Origin of the sequence: Lysinibacillus sp. BNK-21 (genome assembly GCF_048684915.1) — a bacterium.
GTDB classification, from domain to species: Bacteria; Bacillota; Bacilli; order Bacillales_A; family Planococcaceae; genus Lysinibacillus; species Lysinibacillus capsici.
Genome location: NZ_JBLQTS010000001.1, coordinates 4,023,513 through 4,046,400, shown reverse-complemented (window position 1 = coordinate 4,046,400; position 22,888 = coordinate 4,023,513). Strand labels below are relative to the sequence as shown.

The window sequence follows — 22,888 nt, the reverse complement described above, 5'->3', positions numbered from 1 at the left end:
AAAAAGTGAAGGATAGAATCAAAAAAGTGACCGATAGAAGCTTAAATCTAACTGATAGGGCGATCTAAAAATAGACAATCACTTTATTTTGCCCCAATTATTTTGCCTGCCTTGAGCTGTTGAATAGCTTGATCAGAAATATTTAATGCCTGTAAAATTTCTTCATTATGTTGTCCTAAAGTGGGTGCTGCACTTGTTAGCTGTCCAGGTGTTTGTGAAAACTTAGCTGGGAAGCCCAATGTTCTCATTGGTCCAGCAGTCGGATGCTCATAGGACAGTACCATGCCACGCTCTAGTATATGAGGGTCATTCAATGTTTGGTCATAAGAAAAGATTGGACTAGATGGTACACCATGCTTATCTAATAGTTCGAGCCAGTAGATAGCCTTATGCTTAATTAGCTCGCTTTCAATTTCTGCTTCCAGCTCCCTCACATGTTGGGCACGTGAATAGTTGGTAGCAAAGAGAGGATTGTCTAACCAATCAGGTCGATTGACAACCTTTGCCGCAAAAATCTCCCATAGCTTTTGATTGCCAGCACCTACTAGAATATAGTCATCCTGTGTTTTGAAACCTTGATAGGGCGCAGACACACGATGGGCGGTTCCTGTTCGCTCAGGTAACTCACCCTTTCCGAAGTAAGCAGCGGCCTCCCAAACAGTCCACGCAAGACCTGACTCCACTAAGGACACATCAATATATTGACCTTCACCACTACGAAGCTTATAAATATAGGCCATTAAAATCGATTGTAAGGCTGTTTGTGCAGCAGCAATATCATTCACCGCAAAGCCAACTTTTACAGGTCGTCCATCTGCTTCACCTGTCATATGCATTAAGCCACTCAGACCCTGAGCCATAATATCATAGCCACCCTTTTGACTATAAGGACCTGTTTGACCATAACCGGAAATAGAGCAGTAAATTAGGCCAGGATTGATGGCTTTTAATGTGTCATAATCAATACCAAGCTTTTTCGTGACACCTGGTCGATAATTTTCCACAAGTACATCAACAGATTGAATCAATTCTTTAAATAAAGTCAGTCCTTCAGTCGTTTTTAAATTGATGCAGACACCTTTTTTATTACGATTAACCATCATATACATATGACTTTCTTCATTAACGAATGGACCCATTGTACGGGTATCGTCTCCATTTGGGTATTTTTCAATTTTGATAACTTCTGCACCCATATCTGCTAATACCATGGTGCAATAGGGACCTGCTAAGACTTGTGATAAATCGATAACCTTTAATCCTTGTAATGCTTGTTTCATTTACCCTCAGTCCCATCCTGTTTGACTAATGTGATGTTGCGTAATCCTTTGACAGAGGTAGCACCGGCTAATGCGATAGAAACCTTTAATTCATCATAAAGATTGGTCATCACCTTTTCGACACCTTGTTGTCCCTCAAGGGCTAGTCCATAGACGAAAGGACGTCCAATTGCAACTGCATTCGCTCCTAAAGCAAGTGCTTTTAAGGCATCCATGCCACGATATACACCACTATCTAATATAATAGGAATTTGTCCATTCACAACTTTCACAATAGCAGGAAGGGCATCAAGTGAACCAATTACACCATCTAATTGACGGCCACCATGGTTTGATACAATAATGCCATCAATACCATTGTCGATAGCATGCTTTGCATCTTCAGGATGTAAAATTCCCTTCAATAATATAGGAAGGTTGGTATGTTTTTTTAGCTCTCGAACATGCTCCCAATTAAGTGTTGGGTGGAAGACATTTTGCAAGACACCTTGTACGTAGGACTCGAATGAATCATCAGGTAAAGTGGCTGTAAAAACGGGATCATTCATATAATTTCCTCTTGCATAGCCTAGCTTCAATGGTGAAAATTGATTGCGTACATCTTCTTCACGCCAGCCTAGCATTACGGTGTCGACAGTTAAAACGATCGCTTCAAATCCAGCTTCCTCCGCACGTGCAGCCATGCTAAAAGCAATTTCTTCATTAGTAGACCAATATAATTGAAACCATTTTGTTGCAGAAGGCGCAGCTTGAGCAACTTCTTCAAGAGCAAAAGTGGACACAGTGCTTTGTATATAAGGGATATTTAAAAACTGGGCGGCACGTGCAACGGCAAGCTCACCTTCATCGTGAACCATTCCGTTCATGCCCACAGGAGCAAAAAGCAAAGGAGTTGGATATGTTTTACCAAACAAATGAACCGATGTATCAACGTTTGACACATCATTTAAAAATCGGGGAACAATGGAATACTTCTCAAAAGCTGCACGATTATTGCGCAGTGTTTGTTCACCGCCAGCACCTGAACGGATGTAGCCAAAAGGGCCAGCTTCGATTTTTTCCGCTACGGCCTTTTCTAAATCTGCAAAGCAAATGGGGAAGGGGGCTTGTGCAGTTATATTTTTTAAGAGTAGATCGCCATCAGTTATGTTTGTCATCGTTACTACCTCACTTATTTATTGAAAATAGGCTTTCTTTTATTTAAAAAGGCTTGAATACCTTCGTTATAATCGTCTGAACTAAATGAATCCAAAACTAACTGTGCCAGCTCATCGTTTTCTTCAATTTCACCATCAACAATTGCTTGGATAATTTTTTTGATGCCTGCGTTTGCAATGGATGATTTACTTAATAAATGTTCAGCGAATTGCAATGTCGCCTCATCAATTTCCTCTGGTTCGTGTAGGGCCGTGATTAAACCAATATTTTTTCCTTCTTCAGCTGTAAAAATAGTAGCTGTGTACAAAATTTCCTTTGCCTTAGCGACACCAACAATATTGATGAGACGTTTCGTGCTTTCTAAATTATAGACAATACCTATGTTTGCAGCGGTAATGCCTAGCTTACTCTTAGGCGTTGCTATTCTAAAATCACAAGCATTTGCTAACTCTAAGCCACCACCAATTGCTAAGCCCTGAATCATAGCAATTGTCGGGTGTGGAAATTTATAGAGAGCATCGATCGCCTTTAGAGCCAATTCATTATAGGCTTTAGCATTGTCTGTAGCATAACGAACATCTAAAAACTCGCTAATATCTGCACCGGAAGAAAAGGCTACTTCATTGACACCGCGAACAATTAAAAGTTTGATGGAAGAATCTATACGGAGCAGCTCTAGTTGGTCTACTATGGCTTGAAACATTGCCCTTGATAAAGAATTCCGTTTATCCGGGCGGTTTAATACTAACGTTGCAATATAGCCATTTTTCTCTACATAAATTTCGTTTGTCATCTTCATTCTCCTCTTAATCTTTTTTCAACTTCGCGGCGAAGCGGTTACCAATGGATTGAATGCTCTGCACAAGGATGATTAAGATAAAGACAGTTGCATACATCACATCAACCTCATAGCGCAAATGACCATAACGATAGGCAAGGTCACCTAAACCGCCAGCACCAACCATTCCTGCCATTGCTGTTGCACCAATTAATCCTATTGTGGCAATTGTTAAGCCTAAAATAATAGATGGTCGCGCTTCACGTAATAGGACATGCCAAATGATATGGCGACGTTTAATACCCATGGCTGTGTAGGCTTCTACTACTCCGGAATCCACTTCTAAAAGCGCAGACTCCATCAGTCGTGCAATATAAGGAGCTGTGTAAACAACTAGTGGTACGATTACACCTTTAACACCAATTGTTGTACCTACAATTAACTTGGTAAAAGGTAAGATGAAGAATAGTAAAATGATAAATGGAACAGAGCGAACAATATTGATAAATAGATTAAAAAACTGATAGAAAAATTTATTTTCAAAGGATTGTCCTGGTCGTGTTAAAACGATTAATAGCCCTAATGGAATGCCAATCAGAATGGAGAAAAATAATGAAATTCCAACCATTTGAAATGTTTCGATAATTGCTTTGCCAATAACATCTGACCAATCTGTAAAGAAGCTTTGGATACTACTCATTGAACGCACCTCCTAATTCTTCCACTGCCACGCCATTTTCTGAAAAATACGTTAACGCCTTTTGGACAATCTGCGTTTCGCCATGTAAATGCACCACAATATTGCCGACAATACCGTTTTTTAATTCAATAATATTGGCTGTTAAAATATTTGGTTGCACATCATATACCTTAGTGATTTCTGCTAATAATGGCTTACCAGTACTTTCACCAAGGAATGTTAAACGGATTACACTTCCTGAAACATTTAATTGCTCAATAAGAGAAGGGGATAAATTACGTTGTGAAATTGTATTCAAAAACTTTCGCGTTGTAGGGTGCTTCGGTTTCGCAAAAAGTTCAATCGCTGTGCCAAATTCCACAACTTTCCCTGATTCTAGAACAGAAACCTCATCGCAAATTTTTTGAATTACATTCATTTCATGTGTGATGAGCAGAATCGTAATGCCTAATTCACGATTAATTTTTAACAACAATTCAAGAATGGCTTCCGTTGTCTCAGGATCAAGTGCACTTGTTGCTTCGTCACTAAGTAAAATCTCTGGTTCCTGTGCTAAGGCACGTGCAATAGCCACACGCTGTTTTTGACCACCTGAAAGTTGATTTGGGTAACTATCTAATTTATCTGTTAAACCGACAATTTCAGCATACTTAGCTACTCGGTTTTTTACTTCCGCCTCTTTATAGCCTAGTAGCTTTAAGGGAACTGCAATATTATTGTAAACTGTTGCTGTTTTTAAGAGATTAAAGTGCTGGAAGATCATCCCGATTTTTTGGCGTGTTTGACGTAATTCGTGAAGAGAAAGGGTCGTAATGTCTACATTGTCTATCACTACTTTTCCTGCTGTAGGACGTTCTAGTAGATTAACGCAACGAATGAGTGTACTTTTACCAGCACCACTATAGCCTATTACACCATGAATTTGTCCCTTTTTTACGTGAAGATTGATGCCATCCACAGCTTTTATGATGCCTTTTTTCGACTTAAATTCTTTTGAGATATTTTGTAATTGAATCATGCAATTGTTTGCTCCTTTCTCAACCTTCTAAAAAGCAAGAATCTGCTCGTCTTCCCATTGGGGAATTTCAGCAGATTCTTCGGCTTTATAGAAGCTTTCTGAACATATTACCAGCTAGGGATTACAGAACCTTTGAATTCCTCTTCGATGAATTGACGCACTTCGTCAGATTGGTAAGCCTCAACGAACTTTTTAATTGTTGGATCATTTTCATTTTCAGCACGTACAACAATATAGTTCACGTATGGAGAATCAGTAGATTCCAATAAAATAGAGTCATCTTTAGGATTAATACCAGCTTCTAATGCAAAGTTTGTATTAATAGCTGCTACATCTACCTCACTAAGTTGTTTAGGAATTTGAGCCGCCTCTAATTCAATGAATTTTAAATTCTTTTTGTTTTCTTCTACATCACGGATCGAGGCTGTTAAGTCTGCACCCTCTTTTAACTTAATATAGCCAGCTTCCTGTAAAACAAAGAGGGCACGCGCTCCATTCGTTGGGTCGTTTGGTAAGCCAAACGTTGCACCTTCAGGAATGTCATCAAAGGATTTATATTTTTCTGAGTAGATACCCATTGGATTTAAAATCGTCTTGCCCACTGGTACTAAATCTGTATCATGGTCTTTATTAAATGTATCTAGGAAAGGCTCGTGTTGATAGCTGTTCGCATCAAGATCACCTTCAGCTAAGGATGTATTAGGTAAAACATAGTCAGAAAATGATTTTAGTTCAACTTCTAGCCCATTTTCTTTTGCTACTTTAGCGGCTACTTCTGCAATTTGTTCGTGTGGACCAGAAGTGACGCCTACAACGATTTTCTTTTCATCAATTCCTTCAGCTTGGCTTTTACTATCTTCTTTAGAGCCACAGCCTGCTAAAGCTGCTACTAATGTTAAACTTGCTAAACCTACTAAAAATTTATTTTTCTTTTTCATGAAAATACCTCCAAGATTGTTTTTATCGGTTTTTTGAAAATAAAAAAACTCTCTTACAAATTAAGAGAGGCTCATGAAAAGATGTCCTCTCTTATCTATCAAACGAAGATCGTTTGCAGGATTTAGCACCTTCCTTTAAAAAGGAGGTTGCCGAGCTTCATAGGGCCAGTCCCTCAGCTACTCTTGATAAGAGATTTATAATATTTTTTTGTAATTCCGATAGAACTAATATAATTTATAGGGTATAGTAAGTCAATAAATAATTTTTAAATTTTTTATATAATTATAATATTTCGACGCAAAAGAGGGATAACAATGTCTGTAAGAGTTAATTATGGTATAGGTTCATTTGGTAAGGTTATTAGTGCTCGTTTTCTAACGGGAACAGATATCATTGAAGGGATTGAAGCGCTTTGCGAAGAGAATAGTATAGAGTCAGCAACAATTGTAAGCTGTATTGGCAGCTTTCAAAAAAGTAGCTTTGTTTATCTAGTGCCAGATGCAACAGTTCAAATTCAAGTTCGGTTTAGTGATGTGATTGAAAAAGAGGGACCATTAGAATTTATTCAAGGTTCAGGTGTGGTGTGTAAACGAGATGGTGGATATGAGACACATTTCCATGGTTCTATGAGCGATCAATGGGGTGCTGTATCAGGTGGGCATTTAATAAAAGGGGGCAACCCTGTTATTACTGCTGACATCGTGTTGGCAGAGGTACAAGGAATTCAACATATTCGAAAATGGGATGATGAAACAGGTCATGTTCAATTTTATCCATTAGAAAATGGTTTAGGGCAACCAAGGAAAATTGAAAAATAGTAATAATCCTGTAGCTAGGGATAGCTACAGGATACGGCGTCATTATCTTTTAAACAATTGTAATTGCTCGATTCTATGGATTGCTTCACGTAAGCGCTCCTCACTAACCAGCAATCCTACGCGTACATATCCTTCACCATATTGACCGAAGCCATTACCTGCTGCTACAGCGATATCAGCTTTTTCGAGCAAAAGATTAGCAAACTGTTCACTTGTATAGCCTAGTGGTACAGGGAGCCATGCGAAGAAGGAGCCTTTTGGAGCCGTAACATGCCAGCCAATTCTTCGAGCTTCTTCAATGAGTACATTGCGGCGACGCTCATAAGTAGCTCGTAGTTCATCCGCACATTGTTGGGAAGCCGTCAGTGCTACTGCTGCGGCTTGTTGAATGGCAGGGAATTGACTACAAAACAGATGATCCTGAATTAGATTAATAGCAGCAATAATCTCGGCATTCCCTACAGCGAAGCCTATACGCCAGCCAGCCATATTATAGGTTTTCGATAATGTATACATTTCAACTCCTACTTCTTTTGCACCCTTTGCTTGAAGGAAGCTAACTGGTTTATTACCGTCAAATCCTATTGTCCCATAAGCAAAATCATGTGATACGATAATATTGTGCTCCTTCGCAAAGCGAACGGTCTCTTCAAAAAACGCAAGTGATGCTGTACCACCTGTAGGGTTGTTCGGGTAATTTAAGTAAAGAAGCTTTGCTTTTTCTTTCACTTCATCAGGTAATGCATGATAATCAGGTAAGAAATCATTTTCAGCAAAAAGGGGCATTACTTCAAAATTGACGTCTCCTAGTACAACACCTGATAGGTAATCTGGATAGCCAGGATCTGGTAAGAGCATCGTGTCACCAGGGTTTAACACAGCTAAAGGTAGCTCAACTAGACCAATTTTTGTTCCACCAAGAATCGCTACCTCTGTATCTGGATTTAGTTCTACCTGATATTCACGTAGATAAAAGTCCGCAGCAGCTTGGCGTAATTCAGCGAGACCTCTAAAAGGTGAATATTTGTGGTTTTGAGGATTTTCAGCTGCTTCCTGTAATGCTTGAATGATGTGAATAGGCGTTGGCTGATCGGGATTTCCTTGCCCAAGGTTAATGACATCACGCCCTTCTTCTAGAGCCAAGTTTACTTTTTGAACGAGTGCTGCAAAAAATTGAGTGGGTAGTTGCTGTAGTTTTTTAGAGAATTCCATGCATGATCACCTTTTTCAGAATATAATAATTATTATTGAAGAATATGAAGCAAATAGTATTACTTTTTCTGATAATTGTCTAGAGGAGGAATAGAGATGAAAATCGGTTGTATTCAATTAAATGTTGGCTTTGGCAAAGTTGAAGAAAATTTTGAACGTGCCGAGGATAAGATTCGTGAAGCTGCAAAAAATGGGGCAGAAATCATAGTGTTACCTGAAATGTGGAATACAGGCTATGCTTTAGAGAAACTGCCTGAGCTAGCAGATATCAATGGTGAGCGGACAAAGACCTTTTTGGCTAAACTTGCTAAGGAACTTGATGTACATATTGTAGGGGGCTCTGTTTCAACAAAGAAAGGCGATAAATTTTATAATACGATGTATACCTTTGATCGTAATGGAGAACTTGTTGGGGAATATAGCAAGGCACATCTTTTCCGTTTAATGGACGAGCATCTTTACTTGGAAGCAGGGGATGAAATGAATCGTTTTGCTTTAGATGATATTGAAGCTGCTGGTGTCATTTGCTATGATATTCGCTTCCCAGAATGGTTACGTGCACATGCATTACAAGGAGCAAAGGTATTATTTGTACCAGCGCAGTGGCCAACTCCAAGGATTGACCATTGGAAAACGTTGCTACAGGCTCGTGCAATTGAAAATCAATGCTTTGTCATTGCAGTAAATCGTATTTCGAAAAAGGTAGAAAATTTTAATGGGCAGTCTATGATTATTCAACCTTGGGGAGAAGTATTATGGGTAGGTGCTGAGGACGAGGAAGTAGCAGTGATCGATGTAGACTTTTCTATTGTCGATGAAGTACGTGGAAGAATTCCTGTTTACGATGATCGTAGACCTGGATTGTATCACGATGTAGTTGTGAAAGGGTAATAAAGGGCACGCTTAGGAGGGGAGTTAACCTTTTAAGCGTGCCAACTTTTTTCTAGCTCTTATCCTCGATTAATGAATTGGCTAGTAGCATAAATTCAAGTGTAATGCGGTTATGCCCGTTCATAAAATTTTTACCAAGTAAACTTTCAAGCTTTTTTAAGCGGTGATAGAGTGTTTGACGAACAATAAACAATTGATTCGCTGTTTGCTGTTTAGAGCCATTTGTTTGTAAATACACTTGCAATGTTTCGAGAAGCTTACTATTATATTTTTCATCGTATTCAATAACGGGCTGTAAATAGTCGTAAATCACTTCCTGTAAATCCACCTGCATTTGTAATTTATAGATTAAATGATATAAATGCAGATCATCATAAAAGAACGAGGACGTTTGTACTTTTCGACAAATATATAAGGTTTCCAGTGCAGTTTGATAGCTTTTAGGAATTTCATCCACATCACAAACGACCTTCCCAATAGCTATCTGATAACCTTGTGCCTGCTGCTTTTTATAAAATTCAGTTTTGACCAAAGAGGAAAACATGTTGTTTAACATATCACGAATGGCTTTACTATCTTTTGTATGCAGTAAAATAAAAATAACATAGCTTTTTCTTTCAAATAAAAATGGAATAAAGCCATGTTGCTCAAAGAGATTACGATAATAAAGCTTACTATAGACTACATCCTCCTGTGCCTTTGTCAACGTATTAGGAGAAGCCAAAATAAAGACAGTGCCACTGGATTGTGTATAGTTAGTATAATGTGTAACGATAAATTTATAGATTTCCTCCTTAGATAGTTTTTGATCAATCCAATCAGCTAAAATCGAAGCATCCTCAATATTCTTTTTTTCCTCAATATAGAACTCTCGCATTAAAAGCTGTGCCAACGCTGTTGCCGTGCGATCTAATATTAATAATTCAAATTCGGAGAAAAGCCCATCTTCTCGATAAATTGATAAATCGGCATAATGTTGATCAAATAGAAAAATAGGCTCATGTTTAAATTGCTGAGACGATGTATTCAATGTTAGGAATTGCTGCCGCTTTTTATGAGCCATATTCGGGAAAAAGACAGGTTCTCTTCCCTTAATGGAAAACATAATTTGTATTTTTAATTCATTATACATATTTTGTAAAATATCGTCCGCGTTTTGTCCCAATACTGCATTTTTGTTCAATGTTTGTGAGTAAGCTTCTAGTGAAGAAATCAATAGATATTGCTGATTGATAATTTGACTATGTAAATCCTGTGTAATACGAACAAAAGGAACTGCTTCATGGAAAACAATAATAGGAAACTGGTGGCGGTTGGCAAGTGTTAAAATCGCTTCAGGTACTGCTTGAATAGAGGTGCCATATTCAATACAAAGTGCTGCACAATTTTTTTGAATGATGGCTTCTATAAAGGATACAAAGTCCTCAATACTATGTTGGAGACTAAGCCCTGTAGTTAATACTAACTCTTCACCAACTAAAAAATTATCAACATGTATGATTTCTAGTACATGTGCCCATTTAACGCTCCTTGTTAATCCCTCATGACCTGCAACTACCTCTGCATTTTGAAAATATTTATTCTGTAAAACGTCTAGTACTTTTAGTTGAAATGGGCTCATTTTTGCCCCTCCTTTTGACATGCGTGTCAGCGGTTAGAATTCAAAAATTTCTGCTTGGTGCAGAGAATTTACTCATAAAATCGTTTAAAAATTATTTTAAGAATATTTAGTCTATTTTACATTATGTATAAAACAAAAGTATAGAATTTTACAGTTTGTCTATTACTTCAACGTTATGAAAGATGTAAGATTTTTGTAAGCGATCAAGCAATCTACTAAAAGAGGTGACAGATATGGGGCAACAAACGCATTTACAAAGAGGATTAAAGAAGCGGCATATGACGATGATTGCGATTGCCGGTGTAATCGGTGCTGGACTATTTATGGGGAGTGGCTCGGTCATTAATCTAGCTGGTCCAGGGGCAATTTTATCGTATATATTTGCAGGAATTATCGTTGTATTAGTTATGCGTATGCTAGGTGAGATGGCGGCAGTCAATCCAACGAGTGGATCGTTTGCTCACTATGCACATGAAGCCATTGGTCCGTGGGCAGGTTTTATGATTGGATGGTTGTACTGGTTTTTCTGGGTGATTGCCATTGCTTTAGAGGCAACAGCAGCAGCTGCCATTATTCAATATTGGTACGATGGGATTCCTTTATGGCTTTTAAGTCTGTTATTAACTGTAGCACTTACATTAACAAATGTTCTTTCTGTCAAAGCTTTTGGTGAGTTTGAGTATTGGTTCTCTCTTATTAAGGTTGCAAGTATAGTCGTTTTTCTAGGTCTTGGTGCTTTTATTATCTTTGGTATTGCTCCAAACTTTAATGCTGTTGGTATGACCAATTTAGTTGAACAGGGTGGTTTTTTGCCAAATGGTTTTGGCGCTGTTCTAATGGGTGTCGTTATCGTTATTTTTTCATTTATGGGGACAGAAATCGTTGCGATTGCTGCTGGTGAATCGGATGAACCGTTAGCCGCTGTCACAAAAGCTACCAATTCTATTACTTGGCGTATTTTAATTTTCTATGTAGGCTCTATTGCAGTTGTAGTGACGCTATTGCCTTGGCATTCCTCAGATATTTTAACAAGTCCTTATGTAGCGGTACTTGATTATATTGGTATTCCTGCAGCCGCACAAATTATGAATTTTGTTGTTTTAACTGCTGTATTATCATGCCTAAATTCAGCACTATATGCTACATCAAGAATGGTATTTTCTTTAGCGGAAAAAGGAGAAGCACCAAAGGCATTTTTAAAATTAAATAAAAATGGTGCACCTGTTAATGCCATACTTGCCGCAACATTTTTCTCATATATTGCGGTCATTATGAACTATGTGTCGCCAGATAAAGTATTTATGTTTTTATTAAGTTCTTGTAGTGCTATTACGTTGATTCTTTATTTAATCATTGCCTTTTCACAGTTAAGAATGCGACGGAAGATTGAGCAAGAAAATCCAGAGCTATTAAAGGTGAAAATGTGGCTATTTCCATATTTAACATATTTAACAATAGTAGCAACAACAGCATTACTCATTGCGATGTTCTTTATAGAGTCTATGCGCTCACAAATTTTATTTACATGCGTTATTGTGGCCATTGTGATGATTTTCTATATGCTGACTCAAAAGAAAAAGGTGATCAAACAAGCCGATGAATCAAGTTCCCTTTTCACAAAAGACAAGTTTGATTTTGAACAATAAGACGAAAAAAAGGAGTGGTCAATTATGACAGTTCAACAAGAAATGAAAACGCTAACACATTTTATCAAAGGAGAAGAGGTAGCAGGTACAAGTAACAGATTCTCTGAAGTATATAATCCGTCAACAGGTGAGGTTATTGCAAGAGTACCCCTTGCTTCAAGAGCCGAGGTAAAGCATGCTATTCAGTTAGCTAAGGAAGCCTTTCCAGCATGGAAAAAAACATCAATTGGGAAGCGGGTAGAAGTGCTACATCGTTTCCGTCAGCTGTTAGTAGAAAGACAGGAAGAACTTATCAATGTGATTTGCCAAGAGAGTGGAAAAACTAAGGAAGATGCGAAAGGTGAAATTGTTCGTGGTATTGAATCTGTGGATATGGCGATCAGTGCCCCACAAATGCTAAAAGGAGAGTATTCCGTCAATGTAGGTGGAAATATTAATGCTTTTTCTGCCAAATCGCCTCTTGGTGTAGTAGCAACCATTGCACCATTTAATTTCCCTGTTATGGTACCACTGGCTATTACAAGTATGGCTGTTGCGGTAGGAAATGCAGTTATTCTAAAGCCATCTGAACGTGTACCTATTTCAGCATTATATTTGAGCCAATTATGGAAAGAGGCAGGTCTACCAGACGGTATTTGGACAGTGGTTAATGGAGATAAAGAGGCAGTCGATGAACTATTAGAAAATAAAGAGATTCAAGCAATTTCATTTGTTGGCTCAACGCCTGTTGCTGAATATATCTATCAAACTGGGACAAAGCACAATAAACGAGTCGCTGCATTTGGTGGTGGAAAGAACTTTATGATTGTTATGCCTGATGCCAATTTAGAACAGACAGCAAATGCCTTTTTAGGAGCAGCATATGGCGCAGCATCTCAGCGTTGCATGGCTATTTCTGGTGCACTCGTTGTAGGGAAGGATACGGAGCAACGATTTACGGAAATATTGAAAAATAAAATTTCCGAACTAAAGGTAGGGCCTTATACAGAGCAAGACGTCGATTTTGGTCCTGTTATCACTAAACAATCAAAGGAAACGATTATACGTTATATCGATGGGGCAGTCAGTGAAGGAGCGAATCTTGTCATCGACGGAAGAAATCCAAAAGTATGTGAATCGTCAAATGGTTTTTATCTTGGTCCTACATTACTTAATCATGTCACACCAGAAATGACGATTTTCAAAGAGGAGGTCTTTGGTCCTGCACGTATTGTAGTAGGGGTTGATTCACTACAAGAGGCTATTGATTTAATAAATGATCATGAGCTTGGCAATGGTGTCACAATGTTTACAAGCAGTGGTGCGGCAGCGCGTAAATTCCAAGAAGAAATAGAGGTGGGTATGGTAGGGGTAAATGTGCCAATCCCAATTCCAGTTGGCTATCATAACTTTGGTGGGTGGAAACGCTCTAAGTTTGGTGAAGGGCATATGTTTGGTCCAGATCAGGCGAGGTTCTTTACAAAGGCAAAAACGATTTCTGAACGTTGGCCCGATGAGACAGAGGATACAGCAAGCTCCTTTGCGTTCCCAAGTAATAACGATGCGAAAAACTAAAATAATAATGAGGGGTGTTTGGCGATGACGCAGATCAATCTTAAAAGTGATGTATTAGCAAAGGATGAGCAATATGTATGGCATTCGATGAAACCCTATAATCCACAAGCCACGTATGTAGTAGAGAAATCTGATGGTGCAAGAATTACTGATACAGATGGTGTGGAATATATTGATGCGATGGCTGGGCTATGGTGTGTCAATGTTGGCTATGGTCGTAAAGAATTAGCGGATGCAGCCCATGAACAAATGATGAAAAATGCTTATGCACCTTTATCTCAGGGACATTTACCAGCCGTGGAACTAGCCGAAAAACTTAATGAAATGCTTGGTGGAGATTATGTTATTTTCTTCTCTAACAGTGGTTCAGAAGCGAATGAAACAGCTTTTAAAATAGCTCGACAATACCATCAGCAAAAAGGACAAAGCTCGCGCTATAAAATCGTCTCTCGCTACCGTGCTTATCATGGGAATTCCTTCGGTGCATTAGCGGCAACAGGGCAGGCGGAGCGTAAATATAAATATGAGCCTCTATCACCTGGCTTTATCCATGTTGCACCACCTGATCAATATCGTGAGCATGAAAGTGAGACTATTGCGCCATTAGATTTAGCGAGTGTAAAGGCCGTAGACAAAACGATGACATGGGAGCTGAGCGATACAATTGCAGCAATGATCTTAGAGCCTATTATTACAGGTGGGGGTGTCATTATGCCTCCAGAAAACTATTTAAAAGGAATTGAAGAAGTATGCAAAAAACACGGCGCTTTAATGATTGTGGATGAGGTTATTTGTGGCTTTGGTCGTACAGGGAAGCCATTTGGATTTATGAATTATGGTGTAAAGCCTGATATTATTACAATGGCCAAAGGAATTACAAGTGCCTATTTACCATTATCAGCTACAGCGGTAAAGCGTGAAATATATGAGGCGTTTACTGGATCAGATGCATACGGCTATTTCCGCCATGTAAATACATTCGGTGGCTCACCGGTGGCATGTGCAGTCGCATTAAAAAATATTGAGATTCTTGAGCAAGAGGCTTTATTTGACCGTTCCAAGGAAATTGGTGCAGCAACACTAAAAACACTGCAACAAGAATTACAGCCTCACCCAAATGTAGGAGATGTACGAGGCAAAGGCTTATTGATTGGAATTGAATTAGTGGTAGATAAAGTTTCGAAAGAACCTTTGCCTGTGGAGAAAGTGAATGCTGTCATTGCAGCATGTAAAGGGCAAGGGGTCATCATTGGGAAAAATGGAGCTACTGTAGCAGGGTTTAATAATGTCTTAACGTTATCACCACCACTTAATATTGCACAAGAAGATCTTGACCGCATACTAAATGTGGTTGTGAATAGTATAAATACGCTATAGCAACTATTCATGTAGGTTCTAAAAGCCATGTAATAAGGGCTTTTAGAACTTTTATTATTGGCCTTTGAGGCAACAAAAATTCTAGGGATAATTATTATATTTCTATAAAAATAATTATAAAATTCTGAAATTTATTTAAAAAATAGTGGAAATAATAGATTTCATAGTTTATAGTTGTTAAAAAATAATTAATTTTCTGATAATAAAAATGTCCTGAGAGGGAATATTTTTTTAATCATTTATTTTCAGCAGTGGAATAAATACACCTTGTATTTTGAACTATACTTTCTGATTAAAAGCAATTGTGATAGTTGAGGGAGCAATTTTTCCTGAATTGAATTGTCTAATCGTAAGAAAATATAGTTTATTTTTTGCCTACTTATTTTCATCAGTGGAGAAAATAAATATTTTTTGGTAATTATATTTCTTAATTTAAGTTTTAAGAAATATTCTTATAGATTTTTACAAAGGGAGTAGATGAGATGAATTATGTTAAAAAATTGGTTTTTGTAATTCTATGTACGTTGCTTTTAGCGGCATGCGCAGAGAAAGACAATTCTAACGCATCAAATACTGGGGATAAGTCTACTGCAGAATCAGGTACAGCTAGTTCTAAAAATGAACTTGTCATCGCTGTAAATGAAAACTTTATTTCAATGGATCCGCATAACACAGGGGATACTAATTCGAGTTCTGTACAGGAGACAATGCTAGAAGGTTTGCTAGGCTTCGATGCAGATGGACAAATTATTAAGGTTTTAGCAGATGATTATTCAATTAGTGAAGACGCTCTTGTCTATACCTTCAAACTTAAAGAAGGGGTTACCTTCCATGACGGGGAACAGTTTAATGCTGAGGCTGTAAAGGCCAATATTGAACGAATCATGAATGATGAAAGCTTACGCTTATATTCTCGAGGCTTTAGCTTAATCAGCAATGTTGAAATTCTAGGCGACTATGAAATTAAAGTTACTTTAAAAGAACCATATGGACCAATGATTACTCGATTCGGAGTTGCCAAAATGATTAGTCCAAAAATGATTAAAGAAAATTCAGCAGATATACCTAAAAAACCTGTTGGTACAGGTCCTTATAAATTTGTTGAATGGGTACAAGGAGACCATTTAACAATTGAAAACTTTGACGGCTATTGGGATGGTGGAGAACGTGTTGCTAAAATCACCTATAAACCAGTGCCAGAAAACGGATCTCGCGTAGCGATGCTAAAAGCGGGTGATGCACAGGTTATCTATCCAGTGCCAGCTCAAAATATTGATGAGCTTTCTAATAGTAAAGATGTAGAAGTTAATAAGGTTCCTTCTACAATTGCACACTATGTTTCCTTAAATACCTATAAAAAACCTTTGGATGATATTAAAGTTCGACAAGCCTTTAACTATGCGGTAGACAAGGATGCTTATTTAAAAGTGGTGAATGCAGGGCTGGGTGTACCATTAGACTCCATTATTCCTTCAAAAACCGTTTATTATAAGCAACAAAAAATGTATGAACACAATATTGAAAAGGCAAAGGAATTGTTGGCTGAGGCAGGCTATCCTGATGGCTTCGATATTGAAATCTGGGGGAACACAAACTCTGATACGATGAAAGGCATGCAGTTTATTCAACAACAGTTAGGTCAAATCGGTGTAAAAGTAGAAATTAAATCGATGGAAGAAGGCACTTTATCAGACGAAATCTATGGTGCACAAACACCAGATGATGCGAAATTACAAATGTGGTATGTGAGTTGGTCAGCCTATGCTTCGGATATAACGAATGCGACAAAGCCTCTTTTCCATAGCGTATCATTCCCACCAAATGGTGCAAATACAGCTTACTATCATAATACGGAGGCAGATCAATTAATGGATGAAGCTAACTCCATTTCAGATGTAGATCGCCAAGCTGAACTATATGAAAAATTACAGGAAGTCGTTTATCAAGATACACCTTGGATTTTCTTAGGGGTAGATGAGGTTGTATATGGTGTACGTTCAAATGTCAGCGGTGTACTAGTAAACCCGACAGGTGGACTAGATGTGAAAAATGCAAAAGTGGAGTAAAACACAATAAAAGGAATTGATGCTAGTCAATTCCTTTTCTACAAAATAGAAAGGAGGAAGGCGGCGTGTGGAAATATATAGCAAGAAGAACCGTTGAAATGATACCGATATTAATTGTCATTTCCATATTAACATTCTTATTCATTCATTTCATACCAGGTGACCCTGCACGATTAGTAGCTGGTAAAGATGCCACGCTAGAAGATGTTGAAAATGTACGGCATGAGTTGGGTTTAGATAAACCCATTCTTAAACAATACGTGGATTATATGAAAAATCTTATGACGGGTGAGCTTGGCACATCTTTAACAACAGGACTACCTGTCATTGATATGTTTAAAACAAGGTTTATGCCTTCTCTTCATCTTACTTTCCTTTCCATGTTTTGGGCTACATTAATGGGTTTGGTGATTGGTGTTCTTTCTGCCATCAATAAAAACAAATGGCCTGATTATTTTGGAATGGTAACGGCTGTTTCTGGCATTTCGATTCCAGGATTTTGGCTGGGCTTATTATTGATTCAATTATTTTCAGTGCAGCTAGGGTTATTTCCGACAGGTGGATTAGACGGCTTTTCTAGTTATATTTTACCCTCCTTGACCTTAGGAGCTGGCATTATGTCAATGATCGCACGATTTACTCGTTCTTCCATGCTTGAAACGTTACAAGCAGATTTTATAAGAACAGGGAGAGCAAAAGGACTGAAAGAACACTCCGTTATTGTGACCCATGCTTTAAGAAATTCCTTGATTTCTGTGGTAACTGTAGCAGGCTTACAATTTGGATTTCTCTTAGGAGGATCAGTGGTAGTGGAGACAGTTTTTAGTTTTCCAGGAATGGGACGACTTCTAATCGATTCGATCGCATTTCGAGATTATCCCGTCATTCAGTCTGCACTGCTGTTATTTGCATTTGAATTTATTTTAGTCAATTTAATTGTTGATGTGCTTTATACCGTGTTAAATCCAAAAATCCAATTAAATTCTTAAGGGAGGGAACAAAATGACTTCACCAACTACTGTGCAAAATAGCCAAGTGCAAAATACACAAAGAAAATACTCTCCTCTTAAAGAATTTTGGAAGTCTTTTAAAAAACAAAAGGCTGCTTTGGTAGCAAGTATCTTTATAGGATTGTTAATTGTAATCGCTATTATTGGCCCTTATATCGCACCTTACGATCCTTTTGAACCGAATTATAATGCTTTATTAGAGGGACCAAGTGCAAGTCATTTGGCAGGAACGGACGAGTATGGTCGAGATATTTTTAGTCGTTTAATAGTAGGCGCAAAAATATCCTTAATGGTGAGTTTCAGTGCCGTATTTTTAGGCTTAATACTAGGAACTATTTTAGGTTTAATTAGCGGTTACTTCGGTGGGTGGGTTGACAAAATCATCATGCGTAGCTGTGATGTGTTGTTTTCATTCCCTGATTTATTATTAGCGATTGCCATTGTAGCCTTATTGGGCCCTGGTATTAATAATGTCATCATTGCTGTGATGATCTTTAGTGTGCCATCTTTTGCTCGTTTAGTCAGAGGTGCTACATTGAATGCGAAGGAGAATGTCTATGTAGAAGCAGCACAATCTATGGGAGCATCGCATGTTAGAGTGCTGTGGAAACATATTTTCCCTGAAACAATTAGTGAGTTAATCATTTTTGTCACAATGCGTATAGGGACAGCCATTTTAGCAGCTTCTGGTTTAAGTTTTTTAGGCTTAGGTGCAAGCCCTGAAATGCCTGAGTGGGGAGTAATGCTAAGTAGTGGGCGCGACTATTTAGGGACATCTTCGCATGTAGTCATCATGCCAGGTATTGCCATATTTTTAACCGTACTAGCATTTAACTTAATAGGTGATGGATTACGAGATGTGTTAGATCCAAAAATAAAAAATAATTAAGGAGAATGCCTATGCCAGAACATGTATTGCGAGTAATTGACTTAGAAACGTCCTTTACGCGTGATAATAAGGAAATCAAAATTTTAAGAGGTGTTAATTTTTCCATCCGTAAAGGAGAGATAGTAGGCTTAGTGGGAGAATCGGGCAGTGGAAAAAGCTTAACATCGTTATCCATCATGCGATTATTTCACGGTACTACAGGCAAAATCGTCAATGGCTCTATACATTTTAATGGACATGACTTGACGAAAATGTCCGAATCAGAAATTCGGAAGATTCGTGGCAAGCAAATGGCCATGATTTTTCAAGAGCCCATGACTTCTTTAAATCCTGTCTTAAAAATAGGCAAGCAGTTAATGGAAGCAATTGAGATGCATTTGAAGCTGCCGAAAAACGAAAGTAAGCATCATGCAATCCAAATGTTAAAAAGCGTGGGCATAGGAAGAGCCGAGGAAATCATTTATGAATATCCACATCAGCTCTCAGGAGGAATGCGCCAACGGGTAATGATTGCAATGGCTATGGCCTGCCACCCTAATTTACTTATTGCCGACGAACCAACCACTGCGCTTGATGTCACGATACAAGCTCAAATTTTAGAGCTAATGAAAAAGCTAAAGGAAGAAAATGAGACAGCTATTTTATTAATTACACATGATTTAGGTGTTGTGGCGGAAATGTGTGATAGGGTAGTGGTCATGTATGCAGGGCAGGTTGTAGAGGAAGCGGATGTCTTTGAATTATTTGCTAGCCCCAAGCATCCCTATACAAAAGGTTTAATTGCATCTGTACCGAAAATTGGTGATAACAAAGAAGTATTAGATTCTATCAATGGTCAAGTACCATCCCCACAAAATATGCCGAATGGTTGTAAATTTGCTCCACGTTGTAATCAAGCGATGTCTATATGCCATCAGGAGAGTCCACCGACAGTAAAAATTTCGGCTACACGCCAATGTAGCTGCTGGCTATATGTGAAAAAGGATGTGGAAGTAAATGCCTAACAGTATATTAAAAGTGGAGAATTTAAAAAAGAGCTTTCAAATAGCCGGAGGGTTATTTCAAAAAAAGCAATATGTTAACGCAGTTATAGATGTCTCCTTTGAAATAGAAGAAGGTACGACATTTAGTTTAGTTGGGGAAAGTGGTTGTGGGAAATCTACTACGGGCAGATTAATTACTAGATTGATAGCACCAACGAATGGAAGTATCGTTGTGGATGGGAAAGAAGTAGCTACTGCAAAGCCATCTGAATTAAGGCACTTAAGGCAAACTGTTCAAATGATTTTTCAAGATCCATATGCCTCATTGAATCCAAGAATGAAGGTCAAGGAGCTTGTTGGAGAGCCTTTAGAAATTCATACAAAACTTTCGAAAGTAGAGCGTGAAAAACTAGTGCTTGAAATGCTGGAAGTCGTTGGATTAAATGCTGAACATGCTGATCGCTATGCACATGAGTTCAGTGGTGGACAAAGACAGCGTTTGGGTATTGCTCGTGCTTTAATAACAAAGCCAAAATTAATTATTGCTGATGAGCCTGTGTCTGCGTTGGATGTATCTATACAGTCACAAATATTGAATCTATTAAAGCAATTGCAGCAAGAATATAAAATATCTTATCTCTTTATTTCTCACGATTTAAGTGTTGTAGAACATATTAGCCATTATATTGGGGTTATGTATTTAGGATCCATTGTAGAAATTGGGCGTAAAGAAACCATATTTAATGAACCAAAGCATCCCTATACACAAGCGCTCATTGCTTCCGTACCGATTGCAGACCCAACATTACGAAAAAAGAAGATCGTTTTAACTGGTGATATTCCAAATCCTAAAAATCCGCCGAGTGGTTGTACCTTCCACACAAGGTGCCCCTTTGCATCAGATATATGTAAGCAAGCTATACCAGAAATGAGGAAAATTAACGAAGAGCAAAGTGTTGCATGTCACTTTGTTAACTAATGGAGAGGATGTTTATAAATGAAAATAGGGTTAAGCACATACAGCATGGTTAAAAAAATGAGACAGGGAGAGATGGATGTTCTAGATGTTTTACAATGGGTAGCAGACAACGGTGGTCAGCATGTAGAATTAGTGCCCTATGAATTTACGGTTGTAGATAACTATGAACTTGCAACTGAAATTAAAGATAAAGCAGCAGAGCTAGGATTAGAGTTATCTGCCTATTCGTTACCTGCTAACTTTATTCAGGATACGGAGGAAGCTTTTTTAGAAGAAGTTGAACGTTTAAAGAAACATATTGATGTAGTACATCATATGGGTATTCACATTATGCGCCATGACGTTACTCTCTTTACCTTACCAAAGGAGCAAACATCCATTCATTATTACAACGAGCATTTTGAAGAAATGGTTAGAGGCTGTCAGTTAATTGCAGATTACGCAAAACAATTTAATATTACGACAACGATTGAAAATCATGGCTTTAATGTTCAAACAAGTGATCGTGTACAACAATTAATTCATGCGGTAAACAGAGACAACTTTAAAACAACTTTAGATATCGGTAATTTTTTATGTATTGATGAAGAGCCTCTCATTGGTGTTATGAAAAACATTCCTTATGCTGCTACAGTGCATTTCAAAGATTTTTATATTCGTCCTTATTATGAAAATCCAGGTGAGGGCGAGTGGTTCCGAACAGTTCATAACAACTACATCAGAGGTGCTATTGTCGGGCATGGTGATATAAATATTCGAGAAATTATTAAACTCGTAAAAGGTAGTGGATATGATGGCTATCTTACTATTGAGTTTGAAGGGATGGAAGATTGCCAAGTTGGTTCAAAAATAGGGATGGATAATGTACGTCGTTTATGGAATGAATGCAAGCTCTAAAGGAGGAAAGCACATGGACAAATTAAAAGTTTGTGTCATTGGCACAGGTTCTATTTCAGATTTTCACTTAGGTTCCTATACGAATAATCCATACGTTGAATTATATGGCGTGTATGATGCCTCCATTGAACGAGGCAAAGCAAAAGCAGCCCAATTTGGAGCAACACATGTTTTTTCTTCAAAAGAAGAGCTATTCGCAGATAAAAATGTGGATGCTGTCAGTATTTGTACATGGAATAATACGCATGCAGAATTGGCGATTTTTGCTTTGGAAAATGACTTACATGTTCTAATAGAAAAGCCGCTATCTATGACTTATGCAGAGGCTCTAAATATCCAAAAGGTTGCAGAAAAGCATCAGAAAGTATTTCAAGTGGGCTATGTAAGACGATTTGCAACAAATACCAAAGTACTGAAAAGCTTCATCGACGATAACAAATTGGGCGATATTTATTATGCCAAAGCTTCCTGCCTAAGAAGATTAGGGAATCCAGGAGGCTGGTTTGCTGAAATTGATAAGTCTGGCGGCGGACCTTTAATTGATCTAGGGGTACATGTAATTGATATATGCTGGTACTTAATGGGTAGACCAAAGGTGAAACGTATAACAGGTCATACTTACAATCAATTAGGAAATCGAAATCATATAGAAAATTTATCCTTCTATAAGGCTGCAGACTATGATGCAACGAAAAACACAGTAGAAGACTTAGCAAATGCCCTCATTACATTTGAGAATGGAGCATCGCTAATGGTAGACGTTTCCTATACACTACATGCTTTAAAAGATGAAATAAGTATTAAGCTATATGGCACGAACGGTGGAGCAGAGCTAGAGCCTGAATTAAAAATTGTAAGTGAAGAGCATAATACGATTTTAAATATTCATCCTCAAATTAACGATCTAACTTTTGATTTTGCAACTGCCTTTCAAAATGAAATTAATTCATTTGTTGATTGTTGCCTTCATCATTATGATTCAGTTGCACCTGTGGAGGATGGGGTAGAAATTATGAAAATCTTAGAAGGTATTTATATTTCTGCAACTGAAGGAAAGGAGGTTGTTTATTAA

The 22,888-nt window shown here is 38.0% G+C and carries 20 protein-coding genes and 1 riboswitch; of the genes, 12 read left to right on the top strand and 8 right to left on the bottom strand.

All coding sequences use genetic code 11. The features are described 5' to 3' along the window. Positions 1 to 83: 83 nt before the first annotated feature. The 6 genes from ACMGGO_RS20390 to ACMGGO_RS20365 form a co-directional block, all read right to left on the bottom strand. Positions 84 to 1,280, bottom strand: coding sequence for a CaiB/BaiF CoA transferase family protein (locus ACMGGO_RS20390; protein WP_420282189.1), 1,197 nt, complete (start codon positions 1,278 to 1,280; stop codon positions 84 to 86). After that, a complete protein-coding gene (locus tag ACMGGO_RS20385) occupies positions 1,277 to 2,437 on the bottom strand; it encodes an alpha-hydroxy acid oxidase (RefSeq protein ID WP_048393366.1) in 1,161 nt (386 codons plus the stop codon). Before ACMGGO_RS20385 ends, ACMGGO_RS20390 begins: the two co-directional genes overlap by 4 nt. A gap of 14 nt (positions 2,438 to 2,451) precedes the next feature. Next, complete coding sequence (locus tag ACMGGO_RS20380) at positions 2,452 to 3,231, bottom strand: enoyl-CoA hydratase/isomerase family protein (RefSeq protein WP_048393368.1); 780 nt, start codon at positions 3,229 to 3,231, stop codon at positions 2,452 to 2,454. A gap of 13 nt (positions 3,232 to 3,244) precedes the next feature. Further along, the gene (locus tag ACMGGO_RS20375) at positions 3,245 to 3,916 is read right to left on the bottom strand and encodes a methionine ABC transporter permease (protein WP_048393370.1); all 672 of its coding nucleotides are present in this window, start codon (positions 3,914 to 3,916) and stop codon (positions 3,245 to 3,247) included. Beyond that, positions 3,909 to 4,934 (bottom strand): methionine ABC transporter ATP-binding protein, encoded by a 1,026-nt coding sequence (locus ACMGGO_RS20370; RefSeq protein ID WP_420282188.1) that lies wholly within the window; start codon positions 4,932 to 4,934, stop codon positions 3,909 to 3,911. The genes ACMGGO_RS20375 and ACMGGO_RS20370 overlap by 8 nt, the downstream gene beginning before the upstream one ends. Before the next feature lie 107 nt (positions 4,935 to 5,041). Continuing rightward, the gene (locus ACMGGO_RS20365; RefSeq protein WP_066037029.1) at positions 5,042 to 5,872 is read right to left on the bottom strand and encodes a MetQ/NlpA family ABC transporter substrate-binding protein; all 831 of its coding nucleotides are present in this window, start codon (positions 5,870 to 5,872) and stop codon (positions 5,042 to 5,044) included. 88 nt (positions 5,873 to 5,960) lie between these two features. Next, a riboswitch (SAM riboswitch) is annotated at positions 5,961 to 6,065 on the bottom strand. A 122-nt stretch (positions 6,066 to 6,187) separates the two neighbouring features. Here ACMGGO_RS20365 and ACMGGO_RS20360 point away from each other — a divergent pair. Beyond that, complete coding sequence (locus ACMGGO_RS20360; protein WP_420282187.1) at positions 6,188 to 6,691, top strand: PPC domain-containing DNA-binding protein; 504 nt, start codon at positions 6,188 to 6,190, stop codon at positions 6,689 to 6,691. Positions 6,692 to 6,733: 42 nt separating this feature from the next. On the opposite strand, the gene ACMGGO_RS20355 is transcribed toward ACMGGO_RS20360, so the two are convergent. Beyond that, positions 6,734 to 7,903 (bottom strand): pyridoxal phosphate-dependent aminotransferase, encoded by a 1,170-nt coding sequence (locus ACMGGO_RS20355; RefSeq protein WP_420282186.1) that lies wholly within the window; start codon positions 7,901 to 7,903, stop codon positions 6,734 to 6,736. 96 nt (positions 7,904 to 7,999) lie between these two features. Between ACMGGO_RS20355 and ACMGGO_RS20350 the strand changes: the two genes are divergently transcribed. Continuing rightward, a complete protein-coding gene (locus tag ACMGGO_RS20350; protein WP_103117388.1) occupies positions 8,000 to 8,794 on the top strand; it encodes a carbon-nitrogen family hydrolase in 795 nt (264 codons plus the stop codon). A gap of 52 nt (positions 8,795 to 8,846) precedes the next feature. Here ACMGGO_RS20350 and ACMGGO_RS20345 read toward each other — a convergent pair whose 3' ends face one another. Continuing rightward, entirely contained in the window at positions 8,847 to 10,415 is a 1,569-nt protein-coding gene (locus ACMGGO_RS20345; RefSeq protein ID WP_103117389.1) for a PucR family transcriptional regulator, read from the bottom strand. A gap of 233 nt (positions 10,416 to 10,648) precedes the next feature. Here ACMGGO_RS20345 and ACMGGO_RS20340 point away from each other — a divergent pair, with 233 nt between their 5' ends. The 10 genes from ACMGGO_RS20340 to ACMGGO_RS20295 all read left to right on the top strand — a co-directional run bounded on the left by ACMGGO_RS20340 (position 10,649) and on the right by ACMGGO_RS20295 (position 22,888). After that, positions 10,649 to 12,061 (top strand): amino acid permease, encoded by a 1,413-nt coding sequence (locus tag ACMGGO_RS20340; protein ID WP_048393384.1) that lies wholly within the window; start codon positions 10,649 to 10,651, stop codon positions 12,059 to 12,061. 24 nt (positions 12,062 to 12,085) lie between these two features. Then, positions 12,086 to 13,615: a CoA-acylating methylmalonate-semialdehyde dehydrogenase gene (locus ACMGGO_RS20335; protein WP_305193571.1), complete on the top strand. Its 1,530-nt coding sequence runs from the start codon at positions 12,086 to 12,088 to the stop codon at positions 13,613 to 13,615. Between the two features lie 24 nt (positions 13,616 to 13,639). Then, positions 13,640 to 14,992 (top strand): aspartate aminotransferase family protein, encoded by a 1,353-nt coding sequence (locus tag ACMGGO_RS20330; RefSeq protein ID WP_066037025.1) that lies wholly within the window; start codon positions 13,640 to 13,642, stop codon positions 14,990 to 14,992. A 482-nt stretch (positions 14,993 to 15,474) separates the two neighbouring features. After that, positions 15,475 to 17,058, top strand: coding sequence for a glutathione ABC transporter substrate-binding protein (locus tag ACMGGO_RS20325; protein WP_374805874.1), 1,584 nt, complete (start codon positions 15,475 to 15,477; stop codon positions 17,056 to 17,058). A gap of 65 nt (positions 17,059 to 17,123) precedes the next feature. Then, positions 17,124 to 18,047 (top strand): ABC transporter permease, encoded by a 924-nt coding sequence (locus ACMGGO_RS20320; RefSeq protein ID WP_205446714.1) that lies wholly within the window; start codon positions 17,124 to 17,126, stop codon positions 18,045 to 18,047. 13 nt (positions 18,048 to 18,060) lie between these two features. Next, positions 18,061 to 18,957, top strand: coding sequence for an ABC transporter permease (locus ACMGGO_RS20315; RefSeq protein ID WP_048393395.1), 897 nt, complete (start codon positions 18,061 to 18,063; stop codon positions 18,955 to 18,957). Positions 18,958 to 18,968: 11 nt separating this feature from the next. After that, entirely contained in the window at positions 18,969 to 19,961 is a 993-nt protein-coding gene (locus tag ACMGGO_RS20310; RefSeq protein WP_319839889.1) for an ABC transporter ATP-binding protein, read from the top strand. Next, positions 19,954 to 20,919, top strand: coding sequence for an ABC transporter ATP-binding protein (locus tag ACMGGO_RS20305; protein WP_048393399.1), 966 nt, complete (start codon positions 19,954 to 19,956; stop codon positions 20,917 to 20,919). Before ACMGGO_RS20310 ends, ACMGGO_RS20305 begins: the two co-directional genes overlap by 8 nt. An 18-nt stretch (positions 20,920 to 20,937) precedes the next feature. Beyond that, positions 20,938 to 21,816 (top strand): sugar phosphate isomerase/epimerase family protein, encoded by an 879-nt coding sequence (locus ACMGGO_RS20300; protein ID WP_112117293.1) that lies wholly within the window; start codon positions 20,938 to 20,940, stop codon positions 21,814 to 21,816. 13 nt (positions 21,817 to 21,829) lie between these two features. Next, the gene (locus ACMGGO_RS20295) at positions 21,830 to 22,888 is read left to right on the top strand and encodes a Gfo/Idh/MocA family protein (protein WP_048393404.1); all 1,059 of its coding nucleotides are present in this window, start codon (positions 21,830 to 21,832) and stop codon (positions 22,886 to 22,888) included.

Coding starts and splice junctions, on each gene's coding strand:
- ACMGGO_RS20340 (WP_048393384.1), top strand. CDS start 10,649: ATGGGGCAACAAACGCATTTACAAAGAGGATTAAAGAAGCGGCATATG.
- ACMGGO_RS20370 (WP_420282188.1), bottom strand. CDS start 4,934: ATGATTCAATTACAAAATATCTCAAAAGAATTTAAGTCGAAAAAAGGC.
- ACMGGO_RS20325 (WP_374805874.1), top strand. CDS start 15,475: ATGAATTATGTTAAAAAATTGGTTTTTGTAATTCTATGTACGTTGCTT.
- ACMGGO_RS20345 (WP_103117389.1), bottom strand. CDS start 10,415: ATGAGCCCATTTCAACTAAAAGTACTAGACGTTTTACAGAATAAATAT.
- ACMGGO_RS20355 (WP_420282186.1), bottom strand. CDS start 7,903: ATGGAATTCTCTAAAAAACTACAGCAACTACCCACTCAATTTTTTGCA.
- ACMGGO_RS20295 (WP_048393404.1), top strand. CDS start 21,830: ATGGACAAATTAAAAGTTTGTGTCATTGGCACAGGTTCTATTTCAGAT.
- ACMGGO_RS20315 (WP_048393395.1), top strand. CDS start 18,061: ATGACTTCACCAACTACTGTGCAAAATAGCCAAGTGCAAAATACACAA.
- ACMGGO_RS20335 (WP_305193571.1), top strand. CDS start 12,086: ATGACAGTTCAACAAGAAATGAAAACGCTAACACATTTTATCAAAGGA.
- ACMGGO_RS20385 (WP_048393366.1), bottom strand. CDS start 2,437: ATGACAAACATAACTGATGGCGATCTACTCTTAAAAAATATAACTGCA.
- ACMGGO_RS20300 (WP_112117293.1), top strand. CDS start 20,938: ATGAAAATAGGGTTAAGCACATACAGCATGGTTAAAAAAATGAGACAG.
- ACMGGO_RS20390 (WP_420282189.1), bottom strand. CDS start 1,280: ATGAAACAAGCATTACAAGGATTAAAGGTTATCGATTTATCACAAGTC.
- ACMGGO_RS20360 (WP_420282187.1), top strand. CDS start 6,188: ATGTCTGTAAGAGTTAATTATGGTATAGGTTCATTTGGTAAGGTTATT.
- ACMGGO_RS20350 (WP_103117388.1), top strand. CDS start 8,000: ATGAAAATCGGTTGTATTCAATTAAATGTTGGCTTTGGCAAAGTTGAA.
- ACMGGO_RS20375 (WP_048393370.1), bottom strand. CDS start 3,916: ATGAGTAGTATCCAAAGCTTCTTTACAGATTGGTCAGATGTTATTGGC.
- ACMGGO_RS20330 (WP_066037025.1), top strand. CDS start 13,640: ATGACGCAGATCAATCTTAAAAGTGATGTATTAGCAAAGGATGAGCAA.
- ACMGGO_RS20380 (WP_048393368.1), bottom strand. CDS start 3,231: ATGACAAACGAAATTTATGTAGAGAAAAATGGCTATATTGCAACGTTA.
- ACMGGO_RS20305 (WP_048393399.1), top strand. CDS start 19,954: ATGCCTAACAGTATATTAAAAGTGGAGAATTTAAAAAAGAGCTTTCAA.
- ACMGGO_RS20365 (WP_066037029.1), bottom strand. CDS start 5,872: ATGAAAAAGAAAAATAAATTTTTAGTAGGTTTAGCAAGTTTAACATTA.
- ACMGGO_RS20310 (WP_319839889.1), top strand. CDS start 18,969: ATGCCAGAACATGTATTGCGAGTAATTGACTTAGAAACGTCCTTTACG.